General features: G+C 61.6%; 20 protein-coding genes. 10 read left to right on the top strand and 10 right to left on the bottom strand.

Translation table 11 applies throughout. From position 1 onward, the window contains the following. Positions 1-37: 37 nt before the first annotated feature. From M2400_RS02865 to cfaB, 4 genes are all read left to right on the top strand, one after another. Positions 38-289, top strand: a complete 252-nt coding sequence (locus M2400_RS02865) for a hypothetical protein (RefSeq protein WP_177043633.1) — start codon at positions 38-40, stop codon at positions 287-289. Positions 290-354: 65 nt separating this feature from the next. Then, entirely contained in the window at positions 355-1,200 is an 846-nt protein-coding gene (locus M2400_RS02860; protein ID WP_259195381.1) for a DUF692 domain-containing protein, read from the top strand. Then, positions 1,191-1,976, top strand: coding sequence for a DNA-binding domain-containing protein (locus tag M2400_RS02855; RefSeq protein ID WP_259195382.1), 786 nt, complete (start codon positions 1,191-1,193; stop codon positions 1,974-1,976). Before M2400_RS02860 ends, M2400_RS02855 begins: the two co-directional genes overlap by 10 nt. 87 nt (positions 1,977-2,063) lie before the next feature. Further along, positions 2,064-3,248 (top strand): C17 cyclopropane fatty acid synthase CfaB, encoded by a 1,185-nt coding sequence (gene cfaB, locus M2400_RS02850; protein ID WP_177043636.1) that lies wholly within the window; start codon positions 2,064-2,066, stop codon positions 3,246-3,248. Positions 3,249-3,354: 106 nt separating this feature from the next. Here cfaB and cls read toward each other — a convergent pair whose 3' ends face one another. Continuing rightward, entirely contained in the window at positions 3,355-4,794 is a 1,440-nt protein-coding gene (gene cls / locus M2400_RS02845; RefSeq protein ID WP_177043637.1) for a cardiolipin synthase, read from the bottom strand. A gap of 130 nt (positions 4,795-4,924) precedes the next feature. Between cls and M2400_RS02840 the strand changes: the two genes are divergently transcribed. Continuing rightward, positions 4,925-5,446 (top strand): DUF3617 domain-containing protein, encoded by a 522-nt coding sequence (locus tag M2400_RS02840; RefSeq protein WP_010168411.1) that lies wholly within the window; start codon positions 4,925-4,927, stop codon positions 5,444-5,446. A gap of 134 nt (positions 5,447-5,580) precedes the next feature. Here the strand turns inward: M2400_RS02840 and M2400_RS02835 are convergent, their stop codons facing one another. Genes M2400_RS02835 through folE2 form a run of 7 tightly spaced genes read right to left on the bottom strand, consistent with a single transcriptional unit; the run spans position 5,581 to position 11,223 of the window. Next, complete coding sequence (locus tag M2400_RS02835; protein WP_259195385.1) at positions 5,581-6,918, bottom strand: dihydroorotase; 1,338 nt, start codon at positions 6,916-6,918, stop codon at positions 5,581-5,583. 2 nt (positions 6,919-6,920) lie between these two features. After that, positions 6,921-7,481, bottom strand: coding sequence for a carbonate dehydratase (locus M2400_RS02830; protein ID WP_177043639.1), 561 nt, complete (start codon positions 7,479-7,481; stop codon positions 6,921-6,923). Then, positions 7,478-7,903, bottom strand: coding sequence for a phosphoribosyl-AMP cyclohydrolase (hisI, locus tag M2400_RS02825; RefSeq protein ID WP_259195388.1), 426 nt, complete (start codon positions 7,901-7,903; stop codon positions 7,478-7,480). The genes M2400_RS02830 and hisI overlap by 4 nt, the downstream gene beginning before the upstream one ends. Then, positions 7,900-8,784 carry a metal ABC transporter substrate-binding protein gene (locus M2400_RS02820; RefSeq protein WP_177043641.1) on the bottom strand — a complete coding sequence of 295 codons (885 nt, stop codon included), beginning with the start codon at positions 8,782-8,784 and terminating at the stop codon, positions 7,900-7,902. The genes hisI and M2400_RS02820 overlap by 4 nt, the downstream gene beginning before the upstream one ends. A gap of 11 nt (positions 8,785-8,795) precedes the next feature. Next, positions 8,796-9,662, bottom strand: a complete 867-nt coding sequence (locus M2400_RS02815; protein ID WP_017476789.1) for a metal ABC transporter permease — start codon at positions 9,660-9,662, stop codon at positions 8,796-8,798. Then, on the bottom strand, positions 9,662-10,330 hold the full coding sequence (locus M2400_RS02810; protein ID WP_177112336.1) for a metal ABC transporter ATP-binding protein: 669 nt from the start codon (positions 10,328-10,330) through the stop codon (positions 9,662-9,664). Before M2400_RS02810 ends, M2400_RS02815 begins: the two co-directional genes overlap by 1 nt. Further along, positions 10,327-11,223 carry a GTP cyclohydrolase FolE2 gene (gene folE2 / locus M2400_RS02805; protein WP_177079127.1) on the bottom strand — a complete coding sequence of 299 codons (897 nt, stop codon included), beginning with the start codon at positions 11,221-11,223 and terminating at the stop codon, positions 10,327-10,329. The genes M2400_RS02810 and folE2 overlap by 4 nt, the downstream gene beginning before the upstream one ends. Before the next feature lie 128 nt (positions 11,224-11,351). Between folE2 and M2400_RS02800 the strand changes: the two genes are divergently transcribed. Beyond that, positions 11,352-12,563, top strand: coding sequence for an N-acetylmuramoyl-L-alanine amidase (locus M2400_RS02800; protein WP_177043644.1), 1,212 nt, complete (start codon positions 11,352-11,354; stop codon positions 12,561-12,563). On the opposite strand, the gene M2400_RS02795 is transcribed toward M2400_RS02800, so the two are convergent. After that, entirely contained in the window at positions 12,560-12,928 is a 369-nt protein-coding gene (locus tag M2400_RS02795; protein WP_177043645.1) for a glutamine synthetase, read from the bottom strand. The genes M2400_RS02800 and M2400_RS02795 overlap by 4 nt on opposite strands. 127 nt (positions 12,929-13,055) lie before the next feature. Here M2400_RS02795 and dksA point away from each other — a divergent pair, with 127 nt between their 5' ends. From dksA to M2400_RS02775, 4 genes are read left to right on the top strand one after another with little or no spacing between them, the layout of a single operon-like run. Next, positions 13,056-13,460, top strand: a complete 405-nt coding sequence (gene dksA / locus M2400_RS02790) for an RNA polymerase-binding protein DksA (protein WP_177043646.1) — start codon at positions 13,056-13,058, stop codon at positions 13,458-13,460. 27 nt (positions 13,461-13,487) lie between these two features. Further along, on the top strand, positions 13,488-14,693 hold the full coding sequence (gene zigA / locus M2400_RS02785) for a zinc metallochaperone GTPase ZigA (protein WP_259195391.1): 1,206 nt from the start codon (positions 13,488-13,490) through the stop codon (positions 14,691-14,693). Then, positions 14,693-15,337, top strand: a complete 645-nt coding sequence (locus M2400_RS02780; RefSeq protein ID WP_177043648.1) for a DUF1826 domain-containing protein — start codon at positions 14,693-14,695, stop codon at positions 15,335-15,337. Before zigA ends, M2400_RS02780 begins: the two co-directional genes overlap by 1 nt. Positions 15,338-15,382: 45 nt before the next feature. Continuing rightward, positions 15,383-16,345, top strand: a complete 963-nt coding sequence (locus M2400_RS02775; RefSeq protein ID WP_259195393.1) for a GTP-binding protein — start codon at positions 15,383-15,385, stop codon at positions 16,343-16,345. On the opposite strand, the gene M2400_RS02770 is transcribed toward M2400_RS02775, so the two are convergent. Then, positions 16,339-16,737 carry a DUF3301 domain-containing protein gene (locus tag M2400_RS02770; RefSeq protein ID WP_259195394.1) on the bottom strand — a complete coding sequence of 133 codons (399 nt, stop codon included), beginning with the start codon at positions 16,735-16,737 and terminating at the stop codon, positions 16,339-16,341. The two genes, M2400_RS02775 and M2400_RS02770, sit on opposite strands and share 7 nt — an antisense overlap. Between the last annotated feature and the right edge of the window lie 90 nt (positions 16,738-16,827).

Raw genomic sequence — 16,827 nt, 5'->3', positions numbered from 1 at the left:
TCAGACCGACTCCACAATCGATCATGAGGAATACACAATGAACATCAAATCCGCTGCTGCTGGTGCCGCCCTCGCTTTCGCTGCTGCCGGCATGTTTGCTGGTGTTGCTACCCAGGTGCAGGCAGCAGACGCGCCGATCCATTGCTATGGCGTCAACGCCTGCAAAGGCCAGAACGACTGCAAGACCAAAGACCACGCTTGCAAAGGCATGGGTTCTTGCAAAGGCCAGGGCTTCTTGTCGATGAGCAAAGCCATGTGCGACCAGAAAGGCGGCAAAGTCGGCGAGTAACCGACCACCGAGTGCAACCGCAGCGGGGCCCCCGCCGCTGCGGACACTTTCCCCAGGAGTGTTTTATGTCCGCCTCCCTTCCGAGCCTGGGTTACGGCCTGGGTTTACGCAGCGAGTACTACCAGCAGATCCTTGAACAATCGCCGGCCGTGGATTGGTTCGAAGTGATCTCCGAGAATTATCTGGTCCAGGGCGGCAAGGCCTTGTACTACCTGGATGCGATAGCCGAGCGTTATCCCCTGGTGATGCATGGTGTGTCCCTGTCCATCGGCGGGCCCCATGCCCTCGATATCGATTACCTGAAACAACTCAAGCAGCTCGCCGAGCGCATCCAGCCGGCGTGGATTTCCGATCACCTGTGCTGGAGCCGTGGCAACGCGCACCAGCTGCATGACCTGCTGCCACTGCCTTATACCGAAGAAAGCCTGTACCACGTTGCCGGTCGCGTACGGCAAGTGCAGGACGTGTTGCAGCGTCCTTTCGTGCTGGAAAACGTCTCCAGCTACGTGCGCTTCAAGGCGGACGAGTTTACCGAGTGGGAGTTTCTCAACGCCCTGACCCATCTCACCGGCTGTCAGCTGTTGCTGGACGTGAATAACGTCTACGTCAGCTCACGCAATCACGGGTTCGACGCCTGGGAATTTATCCGCAACCTGCCGCCCGAAAGCATCCGCCAACTGCACCTGGCCGGGCACATGGATTACGGCGACTACGTGATCGACACCCATGACCACCCGGTTTGCGATCCGGTGTGGGCGCTGTATCAGCAGACGCTGGAACACCTTGGGCCGGTCTCCACCTTGCTGGAGCGCGATGACCATTTCCCGCCGTTCCAGGAGCTGCTCGACGAACTGGCCAAAGCCCGCGAACTGGGCGCCAGCGCATTGGACAGGAGGGCGTTATGCGCCTGATCGACTGGCAATTGGCGTTCGAGCAGCATTTGCTGGCGCCGACGTTCACGGCCGAGAAAGGCTTCAGCGCCACCCTGATCGGTGGCCCGACCCTGGATGTCGAGACGGGCCTGGCGATTTACCACAACGCCTATCACGCGCGGCTGCTGGAAGTACTGCGGGATGACTTCAGCGCCGTGTGGTACTGGCTGGGGGACGATGAGTTTGCGCAGATGGGTTCGGCCTATACCTGCCGTTATCCCTCGGCTCATTACAGCCTGCGCTGGTTTGGCGAGCGTTTCCCGGGGTTTATCCTCGAGCATTTTCCCGAGCAGGGTGCACCGCTGGCCGAGCTGGCACGGCTGGAATGGGCATTCACCCTGGCCTTTGACGCGCCGCAAGGCGAGCCGCTGACCGTGCAAGACATGGCAACACTGCCGCCGGAAGATTGGCCAGGGTTGCAGGTCCAGTTGGCGCCCTCGGTGCAGCAGGTGCTGTGTGATTTCAACAGCCTGGGCATCTGGCGCGCCAGCAAGGGCGAGTGGGACTTCCCTGGCAGCGAGGCCTTGCCGTTGAAGCAGGTGTGCCTGGTGTGGCGCCACCAGAATGTCTGCCAATACCGCAGCCTGGAACCGGCTGAAGCCAGCGCGCTGGCGGGCATGGCCACCACCGGCTGGAATTTTTCCGAACTGTGTGCCGAGCTGGCAGTCACTTATCAGGAGGGCGCGCCATTGCAGGCGGTTACCTGGCTGAAACAGTGGATCCAGGACGGCTTGCTCCAGCGGCGGGCACCATAGAAAAGGGCTATCGTTTCGATAGCCTGCTAATTTTTCCGTGGATGGTCTACCCTCATTTCAGACGTCTGAAACAAGGGGGGACTACTCATGCTCGCGCAACTTCCACCGGCCTTACAGAATCTCAAGCTACCGCTGCGTCTTCGACTCTGGGACGGCCATGAATTCAACCTGGGCCCGGATCCCAGTGTCACCATTGTGGTCAAGGACCCCATGATGGTTTCAACGCTTAGCCATCCGACGCTCAATTCACTGGGCGAAGCCTTCGTCGAGGGCAAACTGGAGCTGGAAGGCTCCATTTCCGAAGTGATCAGGGTGGTTGACGAGTTGAGTCATGCCCTGGTGGATGACGACGAGGACACTCGTCCGGTGCGCTCGATCCACGACAAGGCAACTGACGCAGCCGCTATTTCCTACCATTACGACCTGTCCAACGAGTTCTACCAGCTCTGGCTGGACCGCGACATGGCCTATTCCTGCGGGTATTTCGAGACTGGCAGCGAATCCCTCGACCAGGCCCAACAAGACAAATTCCGCCACCTGTGCCGCAAATTGCGGCTGCAGCCGGGGGAGTATTTGCTCGACGTGGGCTGCGGTTGGGGCGGGCTGGCGCGGTATGCCGCGCGGGAATTCGGGGTCAAGGTGTTCGGCATCACCCTGAGCAAGGAACAGCTTGAGCTGGCTCAAGAGCGAGTGAAAGCCGAAGGCCTGGAAGACCAGGTCGAACTGACACTGCTGGACTACCGCGATTTGCCCCAGGATGGCCGCTTCGACAAGGTGGTGAGCGTGGGCATGTTTGAGCATGTGGGCCACGCCAACCTGGCGGAGTACTGCAAGATTCTAAATGGCGCGGTACGTGAGGGCGGCCTGGTGATGAACCACGGCATTACCGCCAAGCATACCGATGGCCGGCCGGTGGGCCGTGGCGCCGGGGACTTTATCGAGCGTTATGTGTTTCCCAATGGCGAGTTGCCGCACCTGGCGATGATGACCGCCGAGATCAGCGAAGTGGGGCTGGAAGTGGTCGACGTCGAAAGCCTGCGCCTGCATTACGCGCGCACGCTGGATCACTGGAGCGAGCGCCTGGAAGACAACCTGGAGGCGGCGGGCAAGATGGTGCCGGAGCAGGCCTTGCGCATCTGGCGGCTGTACCTGGCTGGCTGTGCCTATGCGTTTGCCCGGGGCTGGATCAACCTGCATCAGATTCTGGCGGTGAAACCCCATGCCGATGGTAGCCATGAGCTGCCGTGGACACGGGATGACTTGTACCAGTAAACCTCTGTGCCTGTAGGAGCGAGCTTGCTCGCGAAAAACCGGAGGGCGCCGCGTTTATCCAGAATAAACGCGTCATCGTTAACGTTTTTCGCGAGCAAGCTCGCTCCTACAGGATTGGAGAGATAAGCCGTGCGACCCGCATGCCAAGCTGTTGCAGGCGGTGGGTCTGGCGGTTTTCTTCCTGGCTGATTTCATGGGCCAGGGCGAAATCGTCCAGCAGCATGCGCTCCACCTGGCTGGCGAAGGTGTCATCCACCGTCAGCAACATCACTTCGAAATTCAGCCGGAACGAACGGTTATCCAGGTTCGCACTGCCGATGGCGCTGATTTCGCTGTCTACCAACACCACTTTCTGATGCAGGAACCCGGGCGTGTAGCGGAAGACCCGAACCCCGGCGCGCACCGCTTCGATCGCATACAGGCTGGAAGCGGCATAGACGATGCGGTGATCGGGCCGCGACGGCAGCAACAGGCGCACATCGACGCCGCGCAACACCGCCAGCCTCAGGGCAGAAAACACCGCCTCATCGGGAATGAAATACGGGCTGGTGATCCACACCCGCTCGGTCGCCGCGTGAATCGCCTCGACGAAAAACAGCGAACAGGTTTCATAAGGATCCGCCGGCCCGCTGGCCAGCAATTGGCAGAGCACGCCGTCATCCGGGTAGGTATCCGGCAGCAGCAGCGGCGGCAACTCCCGCGCAGCCCAGAACCAATCCTCGGCAAACGACTCCTGCAAGCACGCCACCACCGGGCCGCTGACCTGCACATGGGTGTCGCGCCACGGCGCCAGGGGCGGTTTCTTGCCCAGGTATTCATCGCCCACGTTATGCCCGCCGACAAACCCGGTGATGCCATCGACCACCACGATCTTGCGGTGGTTGCGGAAGTTGACCTGGAAGCGGTTGAGCCAGCCGCTGCGCGTGGCGAAGGCCTTGACCTGCACCCCGGCGTCCCGCAGCGACTGCACATAACGATGGGGCAGGGCGTGGCTTCCGATGCGGTCGTACAGCACGAAAATCGACACGCCTTCGGCGGCTTTTTCCTTGAGCAAGGTGTGCAGTTGGCGGCCGAGTTCGTCGTCATGAATGATGAAAAACTGGAACAGCACAGCGGTCTTTGCCGACCGGATCGCCTCGAAAATCGCGCCGAACGTGGCCTCGCCATTGATCAACAAGCGCACCTGATTGTTCGCCAGGCACGGCATGCGCCCCAACTTGGGCATGGCCCGCAGCGAGGCGTAGGCCTGGGAGTTGCGCGCGGCCAGCGCTTCTTCGACCCACGGGCGCCAGTTCAGCTCGGTGATCGCCTTGTGCATTTCCTGGTTGGCCTGGCGTCGCGCCTGAATGTAGGCGTCGAAGGTGCTGCGGCCGAAGATCAGGTAGGGAATCAGCGTCAGGTAAGGAATGAACATCAGCGACAAGGCCCAGGCAATCGAGCCTTGGGCGGTCCTGACGGTCAGCACCGCGTGGATGGCGGCAAGGGTGCCCAGAAAATGCAGCGTGGCAATGAAATAGGCGAGCAGGTGCGGGCCAAAGAAATCCATGGACAACGGTACTCCTGACAAACAAGTGCCTAACAGACCATGTTCGGCCCCGAATGTCGCTATTTTATTTGCTGTGCAACACTGGCGTTTTTGCGGCGTCTAACGCCGACAATTACCCAGGAGTTACCCGATGAATGCTCGTCTGCTTGGTTTGGCCATGGTTGTTGGTTTAACGCTGCCCGTGGCGGCGCAAGCGCAGATGCTGGCGCCGGGTTTGTGGGAATTGACCACCAGCAACATGAAGGTCGATAACCAGGACCTGCCGGACTTGTCGCTGATCCTCGGTCAGCTCAAGCAACAGATGACCCCGGAACAGCGCGCCATGCTCGAGAAACAAGGCATCACCATGGCTGGCAAAGGCGTGCAGGTGTGCCTGACACAAGCCCAGGTGGCGTCCGATTCCATCCCGCTGACCGACCCCCAATCGGGCTGCAAGCAGGAAGTGACGGACAAGACCGGCAACCAGTGGAAATTCCGCTTCAGCTGCCCGAAAGCCCAGGGCACTGGCGTGGCAACGTTTCAGAGCCAGCAGGAATTCACCACCACGGTTAACGGCACCTTCAACGCCACCGGCGTGCAGCAGAAGGGCAGCCTGGACACCCACGCGCAGTGGCTGGGCAGCAACTGCGGTACCGTCAAACCCCGCGCTTAAGAACCACCGCACCCAAGTGTGGGAGCAGGCTTGCCTGCGATTGCATCACCTCGGTCTCACTGAAAAACCGAGTCGCTCGCATCGCAGGCAAGCCAGCTCCCACAGTTGATTGGGTTGCCAGTTCCGGACTCTCTTCAGCGCTGAAAATGCAGCGGCAAACCCTGGCAGCTGTCATGCACGCGCCCGTCGTGCCAGGCCACGTGGCCGGAGACCAGCGTGGTGCTGACGCTGTGCCGGAAGCTGCGTTCGGCAAAGGGCGTCCAGCCGCAGCGCGCCAGGATCGGCTGGCCGCTGACGGGCTTGCCGTGGGGCTCGGGCTGGATCAGCACCAGGTCGGCCCAATAACCTTCCCGCAGATAGCCTCGATCAGGGATTGCAAACAAGTCCGCGACGCGATGGCTGGTTTTTGCCACCAGCGTGGTCAGCGGCAGCAGCCCGTCGGCCACCAATTCCAGCAGCGCCGGCAGGGCGTGTTGCACCAGCGGCAAGCCTGACGGCGCTTCGCGGTACGGCAGCTGTTTTTGCGCCCAGGTGTGGGGCGCATGATCACTGCCGATCACATCCAGACGATCACTCAACAACGCCAGGCGCAGGGCGTTGCGGTCGGCGCGTGTCTTGATCGCCGGGTTGCATTTGATCTGGTGGCCGAGGTGCGCGTAGTCGCGGTCATCGAACAACAAGTGATGCAGGCAGACTTCCGCCGTGATGCGTTTTTCCGCCAGGGGCTTGTCTTCGAACAGCGCCAGCTCGCGTTCGCTGGTGATGTGCAGCACATGCAGGCGCGTGCCATGCCGCTTGGCCAGTTCCACCGCCAAAGACGATGAGCGATAGCACGCCTCGGCGTCGCGAATCAGTGGATGAGCCACGGCCGGTATGTGCTCGCCGAAGCGCTCGCGCATCCGTTGTTCATTGGCCTGGATGCTGGGCGTGTGCTCGCAGTGGGCCAGGAGAATGGTCGGTACTTCAGCGAACAGACGCTCGAGAATCTTCGGATCATCCACCAGCATATTGCCGGTGGAGGCGCCCATGAATACTTTGACGCCGGCGACTTCCCGCGGGTCCAGTGCGGCCACGGTGTCGAGGTTGTCGTTGCTCACCCCGAAGTGAAAACCGTAGTTGGCCACCGAATGCAGCGCCGCGCGGCGCTTCTTGTCAGCCAGGGCTTCCAGGTTCAGGGTCGCCGGGCTGGTGTTGGGCATGTCCATGAAACTGGTGATGCCACCGGCCACCGCCGCGCGGGACTCGCTGTAGAAACTGCCTTTGTCCGGCGCTCCGGGTTCACGGAAGTGCACCTGGTCGTCGATCATCCCCGGCAGCAGCCACTGGCCTTGGGCATCGATTTCCACCGCGGCATTGGCGTTGTCGATGCTGCTGGCGATCTTCTCGATACGGCCATTGGCGACCAGCAGGTCGGCCTCGAATGTCTGGCCTTCGTTTACCAGGCGGGCGTTGCGGATCAGCAGGCGGCTCATGGTCAGAACTCGTTTTGCAGGGCTTTGTAACCCAGTACCAGGTCGACATTGGTGCGCGCCACGTCTTCGGAAAACTCCGAAGCGCTGACACTCACCGGCGGGAATTGGGACAAGTCGGTGTTGGGGCCGATCCGGGTGGTGGAGGGCACGTAGAACGCATCGGGCAAGTCGCGGCCGTCGACTACGGAGTTGTGGCGCACCACGCAGCCGTCGCCGACGACGCAGTTGAACAGCACGCTGTTGAAGCCGATGAATACCCGGTTACCGACGGTGCAAGGGCCGTGGACGATGGAGCGATGGGCGATGGAGGTGAACTCGCCAATGGTCACGGCGGCGCCGGACTTTGAGTGGATGACTACGCCGTCCTGGATATTCGAATTGGCGCCGATGGTGATCGGGTCCATGTCGCCGTTGGCGTCGACTTCGTCGGCGCGGATCACCGCGTAAGGGCCGACAAATACGTTTTCGCCGATGATCACCTTGCCGCAGATGATCGCGGTTTTGTCGACGTAGGCCGATTCGGCAATCACGGGCAGATCGCCGGAAGGGTTTTTGCGGATCATGGGTCTGGCTCCTTGAGGGGCGCGGTGATGATGTGTACGTGGCCGCCTTCGATGGCGTTGTAGAAACAGGTGGGCCGGCCCGTGTGACAGGCCGGTCCTTGCTGGTCGACGATCAGCAGCACGGCGTCGCCGTCGCAATCCAGGCGCGCCTCCACCAGCTGTTGCCAGTGGCCGGAGCTTTCGCCCTTGCGCCACAGTTGCTGGCGCGAGCGGGACCAGTAGCAGACCTGCCCGGTGGCCAGGGTTTCGTCGAGGGCCCGGCGGTTTATCCAGGCCAGCATCAACACCTCGCCGCTGCCGTGTTGCTGGGCGATGGCGGCAATCAGGCCATCACTGTTCCACGGCAGGGCGTCGAGCACGCGGTCGAGTGGAAAGCGGCTGCCGACGGCAGCCCCTTCCAGGTCGAGCATGCTCAGGGTCATGGCTTGCTCAGGGCCGCACACAGAGTGTTGAGGTTGTATTCGAACAGGCCGGTAAAGGTGCTGGCCGGGCCTTCTGCGGCCAGGGCGTCCGAGTACAGCGTGCCGCCGATTTGCGCGCCGCTTTCGTCAGCGATCTGCTTGAGCAGGCGCGAGTCCTTGATGTTTTCCATGAACACGGCCTTGACCTTGTCCTTGCGGATCTGGGTGATCAGCGTGGCGACTTCGGCGGCAGACGGTTCACGTTCGGTGGAGAGGCCTTGAGGCGACAGGAACTCGATACCGTAGGCCTGGCCCAGGTAACCGAAGGCGTCATGGGAGGTCACGATGCGGCGGTTGCCCGGTGGCAGCGCGCCGAACTTGGCCTTGGCTTCAGCCAGCAGGCGGTAGATTTCTTTCAGGTACACCTGGCTGTTGTGCTCGTAGTCCGCCTTGTTGGCCGGGTCGGCAGCGATCAGCGCCTTGGTGATGTTGTTCACGTAGATAACGGTGTTGGCCAGGTTGTGCCAGGCGTGCGGGTCGGGGATGGTCTCGCCGTCCTCTTCCATGGTGTGGGACAACACGCCTTTACTGGCGGTGACCACAGTCGCCTTGGTCTCGGTGCTGGTGACCAGTCGATCCAGCCACGGCTCGAAGCCCAGACCATTTTTGATGATCACCCGGGCCTTGAGCAGCGCCTTGGCATCGTCCGGCGTCGGCTCGTAGGTGTGGGCATCGGCGTCGGGGCCGACCATGTTGCTGATCTGAATATGATCGCCACCGACCTGGTGGGTCATGTCGTCAAGAATACTGAAGCTGGTAACCACCTGAAGCTTGTCGGCAGCCTGGGCCGTCGCGAACGACAGCGGCAGCAACACACTGAACAGCACGAGTAGAGCGCGCATCGGGAAACACCTCATTGGGATGTAAGCAAAGGCGGGCGGCGCAGCAAGCCGTGCACCGGACCGAAGACCACGGACAGCAGGTACAAGCCGCCAGCCACCAGCACAATGGCCGGGCCGCTGGGCAGCGAGTAGTAGAACGACAGCAACAAGCCAAGCCACACCGACAGGCATCCCAGCACCGCGGATATGGCGATCAACACCGGCAGGCGCCGGCTCCAGAAGCGTGAAGCAATCGCCGGCAACATCATCAAGCCGACCACCATCAGGGCGCCGATGGCCTGGAAGCCGATCACCAGGTTCAGCACCACCAGCGTCAAAAACAGGCCGTGGGCCAGCGGGCCCAGGCGGCTGACGGTTTGCAGGAACAGCGGGTCGAGGGTGTCCAGCAGCAGCGGTTTGTAGATCACCGCCATGGCGATCAGGCTGAATCCCGAGACCCAGAGCATGCCGGTGAGGGTCGGGCCGTCGACCGCCAGGGCCGAGCCGAACAGCAGGTGCAGCAGGTCGAGGCGCTTGCCGGCGAGGCCGAGGATCAGCACGCCGCTGGCCAGGGAAATCGGGTAGATGGCGGCGAGGCTGGCGTCTTCCTTAAGGCCCGTGCGACGGGTGATCCAGGCGGCGAGGCCGGCCATGCTCAGGCCGGCGCCCAGGCCGCCGATGGTCAGCGCGGGCAGGCTCAGGCCGGCAAACCAGAAGCCCAGGGCGGCGCCGGGCAGGATGCCGTGAGACACCGCGTCACCGATCAGGCTCATGCGCCGCAGGATCAGGAACACTCCCAGCGGCGCCGTGCTGCATGCCAATACCAATCCGCCGACGAGGGCGCGGCGCATGAAAACGAAGTCGAGAAACGGCATCCACAGGTGGGCGGCAAAGTGCATCAGGCCACCTGCATCTGAGGCTGTGGGCGGATCAGCTCTTTGCTTGAACCGAATACGCAGCCACTGCTTTTGATCTGCACCACTTGCTGGGTGTGTTGGCGCACGGAGCCGAGGTCATGGCACACCACGACCACGGTGCGGCCTTCGTCGTGCCAGGCGTGGATGTGTTTCCAGCACAACGCCTGGCCGTCTTCGTCGAGGGCGGCGTGGGGTTCGTCCAGCAGCAATATCGGCGACTCGGCCAGGCTCATGCGAGCGAGCAGGGCGCGTTGCAGTTCGCCACCCGACAACGCCATCAACGGCCGATGCTCCAGGCCGCTGAGGCACCAGTCTTCGAGCACGGCACTCAGGCGTTTGGTGCGTTGTTCAGGGGGTTGCTTGCTGCCCCAGAAGCCGGCCGCCACCAACTCTTCGAGGCTTATAGGAAACTGGCGATCGAGGTTCTGTTGCTGGGGCAAAAACGACAGCCCACCACGGCGTGGAACATCAATCGTCACTTTCCCGGCCAGGGGCTTCTGCAGGCCGGCGATGACTTTCAGCAAGCTGCTTTTGCCGGTGCCATTGGCGCCGATGATGCCAGTGAGGCTGCCTTTTTCCAGGGTGAAATCTATAGCCGGGGTGAGAGGTTGGCCGGGAGCGCCCCAGCGCAAGGCGGTGCAGGTGATCATTCGGAAGGTCTCGTCCAGCGGCTTTCAGCTACGGCATCGTGCGCGTGCAGGCTTTCGGCGTGGATCACTTTCAAGTGGAAGGCAATGACCGCATCCGAGCGTTTCAAGGCGAGGTTAAGGCGGCGGGCGGCGTCTTCGCAGAACATCAGGTTCTGCCCGTTGGCCAGGGCGAAGGCTTGTTCGTCCGCACGCTTTACGGCGGTTTGTACGGCAGTGCCGAGGGCGGCTTCGGTTTCGTCGATCAATTGCGTCAGCGGCAGTGTGGGCTGATCGCCTTGAAGACGGACCTGCAACAGCGCGCTGCTGCGCTGGCTGTGGGGTGTGGCGACGATGCCGTTGGCGCTGCCCAGCCAGGTCAGCACGTCTTCGTGTTGCAGCGGTGTGTTACCGAAGTCTTCGATAAATTGCTGCTGAATCAATTGCCTGGCGAGGGCAGCCGAGCAAGGGCAGGTTGAAGAGTAAGTAACGTCAATTTTTAGTTCCACGTGGAACATCTGGTTTTCCAGACGCGCCTCGATGCTCACTGGATAGCTTTTCCAGCCGGCTAACGGGCTGACCAACGCGGGACGTTTCAGCAGCAAGTCTGCATGAATCCGCAGGTAGGCATTTGTGGATAAACCTTCATGACTGTCGAGAAAACGTTGCAATACACTGCGCAGCAGTGCTGGCGAAAGCGGCTGCTGTTCAAGCATTTCCAGCGCCAGGTAAAGCCGCGACATATGAATGCCACGGGCCTCGCCATCGTCCAGGCTGACGCCCGCATCAGCCTTGGCGCTGAGGCGCTGGCCGTCGATCTGAATGGGCAGGGCAATGCCGCACATGCCTACCCAATCCAGCGGCAAGGCTTGGCGTGAAGCCTGCGCGGCGATATCGGGCAGAGTCAGCGCGTTCATGAGCAGGTCCATCGTTGGAAATAAAAAGACATGTTATATTATAACTATTGAGTCGACGAAATTTTTTCTGCTCTGTCTTTTATTCAGTCATGTCGAGTACGGAAGCTCCTTTATTTGCGGTGTAAGTCATGCACAGACGTCAACTCCTCAACCTGCTGCTGGCCAGCGCGGTGTTCACCTTGCCCTTTGGCGTGTCTGCCGCGCAGATCCGCAATGCACGGCTGTGGCGCTCGGATAACAAGCTGCGGCTGGTGCTGGATCTCAGCGGCCCGGTGCAATACAAGACCTTTACCCTGACCGCGCCGGAGCGGTTGATCATCGATTTGAGCGGCGCGAAGCTGACCGGTGATTTCAGCCAACTGGCCCTGACCAACAGCGGCATTACCTCGATTCGCTCGGGGCACTTTGGCCAGGGTGATACGCGGATCGTGCTGGATTTGAAGGCGCCGATGCAGCTCAACAGCTTTCTGCTGCCACCGCAGGATGGCCAGGGCCACCGCCTGGTGCTGGACCTGACCAGCGCCACCCATGCCCCTCAGCAAATCGCGGCCGCGCCTGCACCCTTGGCGGCGCCGGTGGACAAGGCCCATCCGAAACGCGACATCATCGTGGTGGTCGACCCAGGCCATGGCGGCAAGGATCCTGGTGCTATCGGCTCTAAAGGGCAGCGCGAAAAAGACGTGGTGCTTTCCATCGCCCAATTGCTGGCCAAGCGCTTGAAACGCGAGAAGGGTTTCGACGTGAAGCTGGTGCGCAACGACGACTTCTTCGTACCGCTGCGTAAACGCGTGGATATCGCCCGCCAGCACAAGGCCGACATGTTCATCTCGGTGCACGCCGATGCGGCGCCACGGCTTACGGCGTCTGGCGCCTCTGTCTATGCGTTGTCCGAAGGTGGTGCGACGTCCGCCACCGCGCGCTTCATGGCACAACGGGAAAACGGCGCCGACCTGTTGGGCGCCACCACCTTGCTCAATCTCAAGGACAAGGACCCGATGCTCGCCGGGGTGATTCTCGACATGTCGATGAACGCCACCATCGCCTCCAGCCTGCAACTGGGCAGCTCGGTGCTGGGCAGCCTGCAAAGCATCACCACGCTGCATCAAAAACGTGTGGAACAGGCCGGCTTTGCGGTACTGAAGTCGCCGGACGTGCCGTCGATCCTGGTGGAAACCGGGTTTATCTCCAACACCCAGGACGCCCAGCGGCTGGTCACCGCGCGCCATCAACAGGCGGTGGCAGACGGTTTATTTGAAGGGTTGAAAAACTACTTCCAGAAGAACCCGCCGATGAACAGCTACATGGCCTGGGTTCAGGAACAGAAAAACGGCCAGGTCTAACAGCCGGTAATCCGGCTGCAGGTGAACTTGGCGCTGGCACCACCGGAACTGGAAAACCGGTTGATGGTGGTCCAGCCCACTCGCCGCGTGTAGCCCACCCACGCCTCACCGTCGGACGCCAGCCCGGTAAAGAACGTCAGTTGCCCGTAGCGGCTGCTGGTCTGTGCCCAATAGCGTTTGCCGATCACCTCGAACCCCCGCAAATACGTAGTGCTGCCCACTGTCGCGACGCTGTAGGCATTGCCCTGCGCGTCGACGCACGCCAGCAGGTTGGCGCTGCGCGTGCAGTTGGCCAGCAGGCTTGGCACCTGGGCGCCGGCCTGGCCCGTCACCATCAGCAACACACCGCACAACAGGTATTTCATAGAGGCTCTCGGGGCGTTAATCGGCTGCCAGCATTGCGCCCTTCGTCACTCTGAGCAAGGGGGATTGGCTTATTTGCATTGTTATACTATAACATTAAAAAACAGCCTGACCCGTGAACCGCCTCCGATGACCGAACAAGACCTTCTCGCCCAACCGTCCGCCGATTATATGAATGAAGCCCAGCAGGGTTTCTTCCGCGAGCTGTTGCTGGCCCAGCGCAATGAGCTGCAAGTGCGCATCGACGCTGAATTCATGGTGCTGCGCGAACAGGAACCCAACAGCGACCCCGCCGATGTCGGCAGCGCCGAAGAACAGCGCCAATGGCAACTGCGCCTGCTGGAGCGCGAAAAAAAGCTGTTGGACAAGATCGACGAAGCCCTGGAGCACCTGGCCCGCGGCGAGTACGGCTGGTGCCGTGAAACCGGCGAGCCCATTGGCCTCAAGCGTCTGTTGCTGCGCCCCACGGCCACCCTGTGTATCGAAGCCAAAGAACGTGAAGAGCTGCGCGAACGCCATCAACGGGCGATTTGACCGGCCAACCCTGATGAGGAACACCTGATGCCCAATCGTCTCCCCGTTACTGTGCTGTCCGGATTTCTCGGCGCCGGTAAAAGCACGCTGCTCAACTACGTCCTGCGCAACCGCGAAAACCTGCGGGTGGCGGTGATCGTCAACGACATGAGCGAAATCAACATCGATGGCAGTGAGGTCCAGCGCGACGTCACCCTCAACCGCTCCGAAGAAAAACTGGTGGAGATGAGCAACGGCTGCATCTGCTGCACCTTGCGCGAAGACTTGCTGGAAGAAGTCGCAAAGCTCGCCAAGGAAGGCCGGTTCGATTACCTGTTGATTGAATCCACGGGCATTTCCGAACCGCTGCCGGTGGCCGAGACCTTCACCTTTCGCGATGAAGAAGGCCAGAGCCTGGCGGATACCGCCCGGCTCGACACCATGGTCACCGTGGTCGACGGCATGAACTTCCTGCTCGACTACCAGGCCGCTGAAAGCCTGGCGTCCCGGGGCGAAACCCTGGGTGAAGAAGACGAGCGCTCGATCACCGACCTGTTGATCGAGCAGATCGAATTCGCCGACGTAATCCTGATCAGCAAGATCGACCTGATCAGCAGCAGCGAGCGCCAGGAGTTGATGGCGATCCTGGAACGCCTGAACGCCCAGGCGGAAATCATCCCGATGGTCATGGGCGAAGTGCCGCTGGAGAAGATCCTCAACACTGGCCGCTTCGACTTCGAGCGCGCTTCCCAGGCGCCCGGTTGGTTGCAGGAGCTGCGGGGCGAACATGTGCCGGAAACCGAGGAATACGGCATCGCCTCCACCGCCTATCGCGCCCGTCGCCCGTTCCATCCACAGCGGTTCTTCGACTTTATCGACCGGCCTTGGGTGAATGGAAAACTGCTGCGCTCCAAGGGCTTTTTCTGGCTGGCCAGCAAACACCAGGACGCTGGCAGCTGGTCCCAGGCCGGCGGCTTGATGCGCCATGGCTTTGCCGGGCGCTGGTGGCGTTTCGTGCCGAAAACCCAGTGGCCGCAGGATGAGGAGGGTGTGGCCGCGATAATGGGCAACTGGCAGCCGAGCACCGGCGATTGCCGGCAAGAGCTGGTGTTTATCGGGCAGAACATCGACTTCGCGCAGATGACTGCCGAGTTGGACGCTTGCCTGCTGACCGACGATGAAATGGCCACAGGTGTCGAAGGCTGGCGCTTGTTGGCTGATCCCTTTGGCCCTTGGTTCGAAGAGGCAGCCTGATGCTGGCACCGACTCTGAAACTGCGCCCGGTGATTCGCCAGATCCACGGCGAAACCCCGGCCGTGCTCACCGATATCCTTGAAGACGGCGTAAACCTTGCGGTGTGGCAGCGCCAGTTGCCGCTGCACATCGCCGAGTTCGGCGCGTTGCTGGTGGCGCTCAATGAACCATTGGCCGAGTCGCTGGTGGTTGAGCTGAACACTGAAGACGCCGAGCCCAACTTGCAGGACTTCGCCTCGGGTTGCCGCGACCTTGAAGGCTACGAAGGGTTTATTGCCGACGTGTCGTGGCTGGTCAGCGCCTTTGCCTGTTTGCTGGGTGCCAAGCGCATCGGCGTGCGTTTGCGGCTATTGGACAAGGCCATGTGCCCGCGCTTTCACGTGGACCATGTGCCGGTGCGGCTGATCACCACCTACGCCGGCATCGGCAGCCAGTGGCTGCGCGAAGGTGTGATGGAGCGGCGGCACCTCAGCCAGGCAAGCGCGGAGCCGCAAGAGCGCATCGAGCAAATCAACTGTGGCGAAGTGGCCTTGCTCAAGGGCGAAAAATGGCACGGTAACGAAGGCTTTGGCCTCATCCACCGCTCGCCGCCGCTGCAAGCCGATCAACGACGGTTGATTCTGACGCTGGATTGGTTGGCGTAACCGGGTAGGATCAAACCTCTCTACACGGTCTGAATGATGTCCACCATGCTGCAGAATATTCCCACCCATGTGATTGCCGGGCCCCTGGGCGCCGGCAAGACCAGCCTGATCAAGCACCTGCTGGCCCAGCGCCCGGCCAACGAGCGGTGGGCGGTGTTGATCAATGAGTTCGGGCAGATTGGCCTGGATGCAGCGCTGCTGACCCGTGATGACGACGGTATTGCCCTCGGTGAAGTGGCGGGCGGCTGCCTGTGTTGCGTCAATGGGGCGCCGTTCCAGGTAGGACTGGGCCGTCTGCTGCGTAAGGCCAAGCCCGATCGGCTGTTTATCGAGCCGTCCGGCTTGGGGCATCCGGCTCAATTGCTCAAGCAACTGCGGGAAGCGCCCTGGCAGCAGGTGCTGGCGGTGCAGCCGTGCGTGCTGGTGCTGGACGCCCAGGCGCTGGCGGCGGGCAAGCCGTTGCCAGGGGCTCAGCTTGAAGCGTTGGCCAGCGCCGGGCTGCTGGTATTGAACAAGCATGAAACCCTGAGTGACGCGCAGCGCGTAGCGATTGAAGAACAGCTACCCGAGCGGCCGATCTACTGGACACAGCAGGCTCAGTTGCCCTTGGCGCAGTTACCTGGCTTGAACGCTCAAGCCAGGGTGGCTGTGGATAACGTCGAGGTGCCCAAAGGTGTAGGGCAAATGCCGGCCATCTGGACGGATCCGACATCGCCGATCTGCCTCAGTCAGGGCCAGGAAGACGGCTGGAGCATCGGCTGGCGCTGGCACCCGAGCCAACAATTCGACCGGCGGCGCCTGCAGCAATGGCTGGAGCCGTTGGCGTGGCGGCGGGCAAAACTGGTTATCCACAGCCTGGACGGCTGGGTATCGGCCAACGCTGTGGATAACGCCGCCTTGGCCTGGCAGCCCAGCGAATGGCGGCGGGATTCGCGTATCGAATTGATCTTCAGCGAGGCGCAGGATGTTGCGCAATTGCAGCGTGCCTTGGCCGATTGCCGTCAGTGACGGGTCTTGCTGCTCCCGTGCTCCTGGCGCCACTGGCTTAGCTCGATGATTTCGGCGCTGGGCAGCGGGGTCTTGATCTCGAACGGGTAGGGCGCCAGCTCGATTTGCGCGCTGTGGGCGCCGAACTGGGTGATGGTCCCCGTGTGCCGCGTTTCGCCGGTCACGGTGAATTCAAAGTTGTAGATCCGCGCCAGGCGCCGCCGACCGCTGGCATCCTTCACAAACCCGATGCGCTTCAATGCCACGGCGCCATCGAGCAGCTCGATATCGAGCTTGGCGCAATGCTGCTTGACCCTTTCCAGCGCCCGCTCGCGCAGGCCGTGGTTGTGCCACAGCCAGGCGGCACCGGTCGCCAGCAGCATCAGCACGAAGATATTTCCGAGGGTCAGCATTCGATGAACTCCAACAAAGTAGGGCCAGCTTAACTGCGTCTCCGGTCTGTCGTACAGGCCGCGTTTAGTCGCATACTGCGCAGCCAGAAT

The sequence above is a fragment of the Pseudomonas sp. BIGb0558 genome (genome assembly GCF_024807515.1).
Taxonomy (GTDB): Bacteria; Pseudomonadota; Gammaproteobacteria; order Pseudomonadales; family Pseudomonadaceae; genus Aquipseudomonas; species Aquipseudomonas yamanorum_A.
Note: the sequence above shows the minus strand (reverse complement) of the source record. Positions and strands in the feature narration are given on the sequence as shown.

Coding starts and splice junctions, on each gene's coding strand:
- M2400_RS02840 (WP_010168411.1), top strand. CDS start 4,925: ATGAATGCTCGTCTGCTTGGTTTGGCCATGGTTGTTGGTTTAACGCTG.
- M2400_RS02865 (WP_177043633.1), top strand. CDS start 38: ATGAACATCAAATCCGCTGCTGCTGGTGCCGCCCTCGCTTTCGCTGCT.
- M2400_RS02770 (WP_259195394.1), bottom strand. CDS start 16,737: ATGCTGACCCTCGGAAATATCTTCGTGCTGATGCTGCTGGCGACCGGT.
- hisI (WP_259195388.1), bottom strand. CDS start 7,903: ATGACCCTGAGCATGCTCGACCTGGAAGGGGCTGCCGTCGGCAGCCGC.
- cfaB (WP_177043636.1), top strand. CDS start 2,064: ATGCTCGCGCAACTTCCACCGGCCTTACAGAATCTCAAGCTACCGCTG.
- dksA (WP_177043646.1), top strand. CDS start 13,056: ATGACCGAACAAGACCTTCTCGCCCAACCGTCCGCCGATTATATGAAT.
- M2400_RS02775 (WP_259195393.1), top strand. CDS start 15,383: ATGCTGCAGAATATTCCCACCCATGTGATTGCCGGGCCCCTGGGCGCC.
- M2400_RS02860 (WP_259195381.1), top strand. CDS start 355: ATGTCCGCCTCCCTTCCGAGCCTGGGTTACGGCCTGGGTTTACGCAGC.
- cls (WP_177043637.1), bottom strand. CDS start 4,794: ATGGATTTCTTTGGCCCGCACCTGCTCGCCTATTTCATTGCCACGCTG.
- M2400_RS02835 (WP_259195385.1), bottom strand. CDS start 6,918: ATGAGCCGCCTGCTGATCCGCAACGCCCGCCTGGTAAACGAAGGCCAG.
- M2400_RS02820 (WP_177043641.1), bottom strand. CDS start 8,784: ATGCGCGCTCTACTCGTGCTGTTCAGTGTGTTGCTGCCGCTGTCGTTC.
- M2400_RS02810 (WP_177112336.1), bottom strand. CDS start 10,330: ATGATCACCTGCACCGCCTTGCGCTGGGGCGCTCCCGGCCAACCTCTC.
- M2400_RS02855 (WP_259195382.1), top strand. CDS start 1,191: ATGCGCCTGATCGACTGGCAATTGGCGTTCGAGCAGCATTTGCTGGCG.
- M2400_RS02830 (WP_177043639.1), bottom strand. CDS start 7,481: ATGATCCGCAAAAACCCTTCCGGCGATCTGCCCGTGATTGCCGAATCG.
- M2400_RS02800 (WP_177043644.1), top strand. CDS start 11,352: ATGCACAGACGTCAACTCCTCAACCTGCTGCTGGCCAGCGCGGTGTTC.
- M2400_RS02780 (WP_177043648.1), top strand. CDS start 14,693: ATGCTGGCACCGACTCTGAAACTGCGCCCGGTGATTCGCCAGATCCAC.
- folE2 (WP_177079127.1), bottom strand. CDS start 11,223: ATGAACGCGCTGACTCTGCCCGATATCGCCGCGCAGGCTTCACGCCAA.
- M2400_RS02795 (WP_177043645.1), bottom strand. CDS start 12,928: ATGAAATACCTGTTGTGCGGTGTGTTGCTGATGGTGACGGGCCAGGCC.
- zigA (WP_259195391.1), top strand. CDS start 13,488: ATGCCCAATCGTCTCCCCGTTACTGTGCTGTCCGGATTTCTCGGCGCC.
- M2400_RS02815 (WP_017476789.1), bottom strand. CDS start 9,662: ATGCACTTTGCCGCCCACCTGTGGATGCCGTTTCTCGACTTCGTTTTC.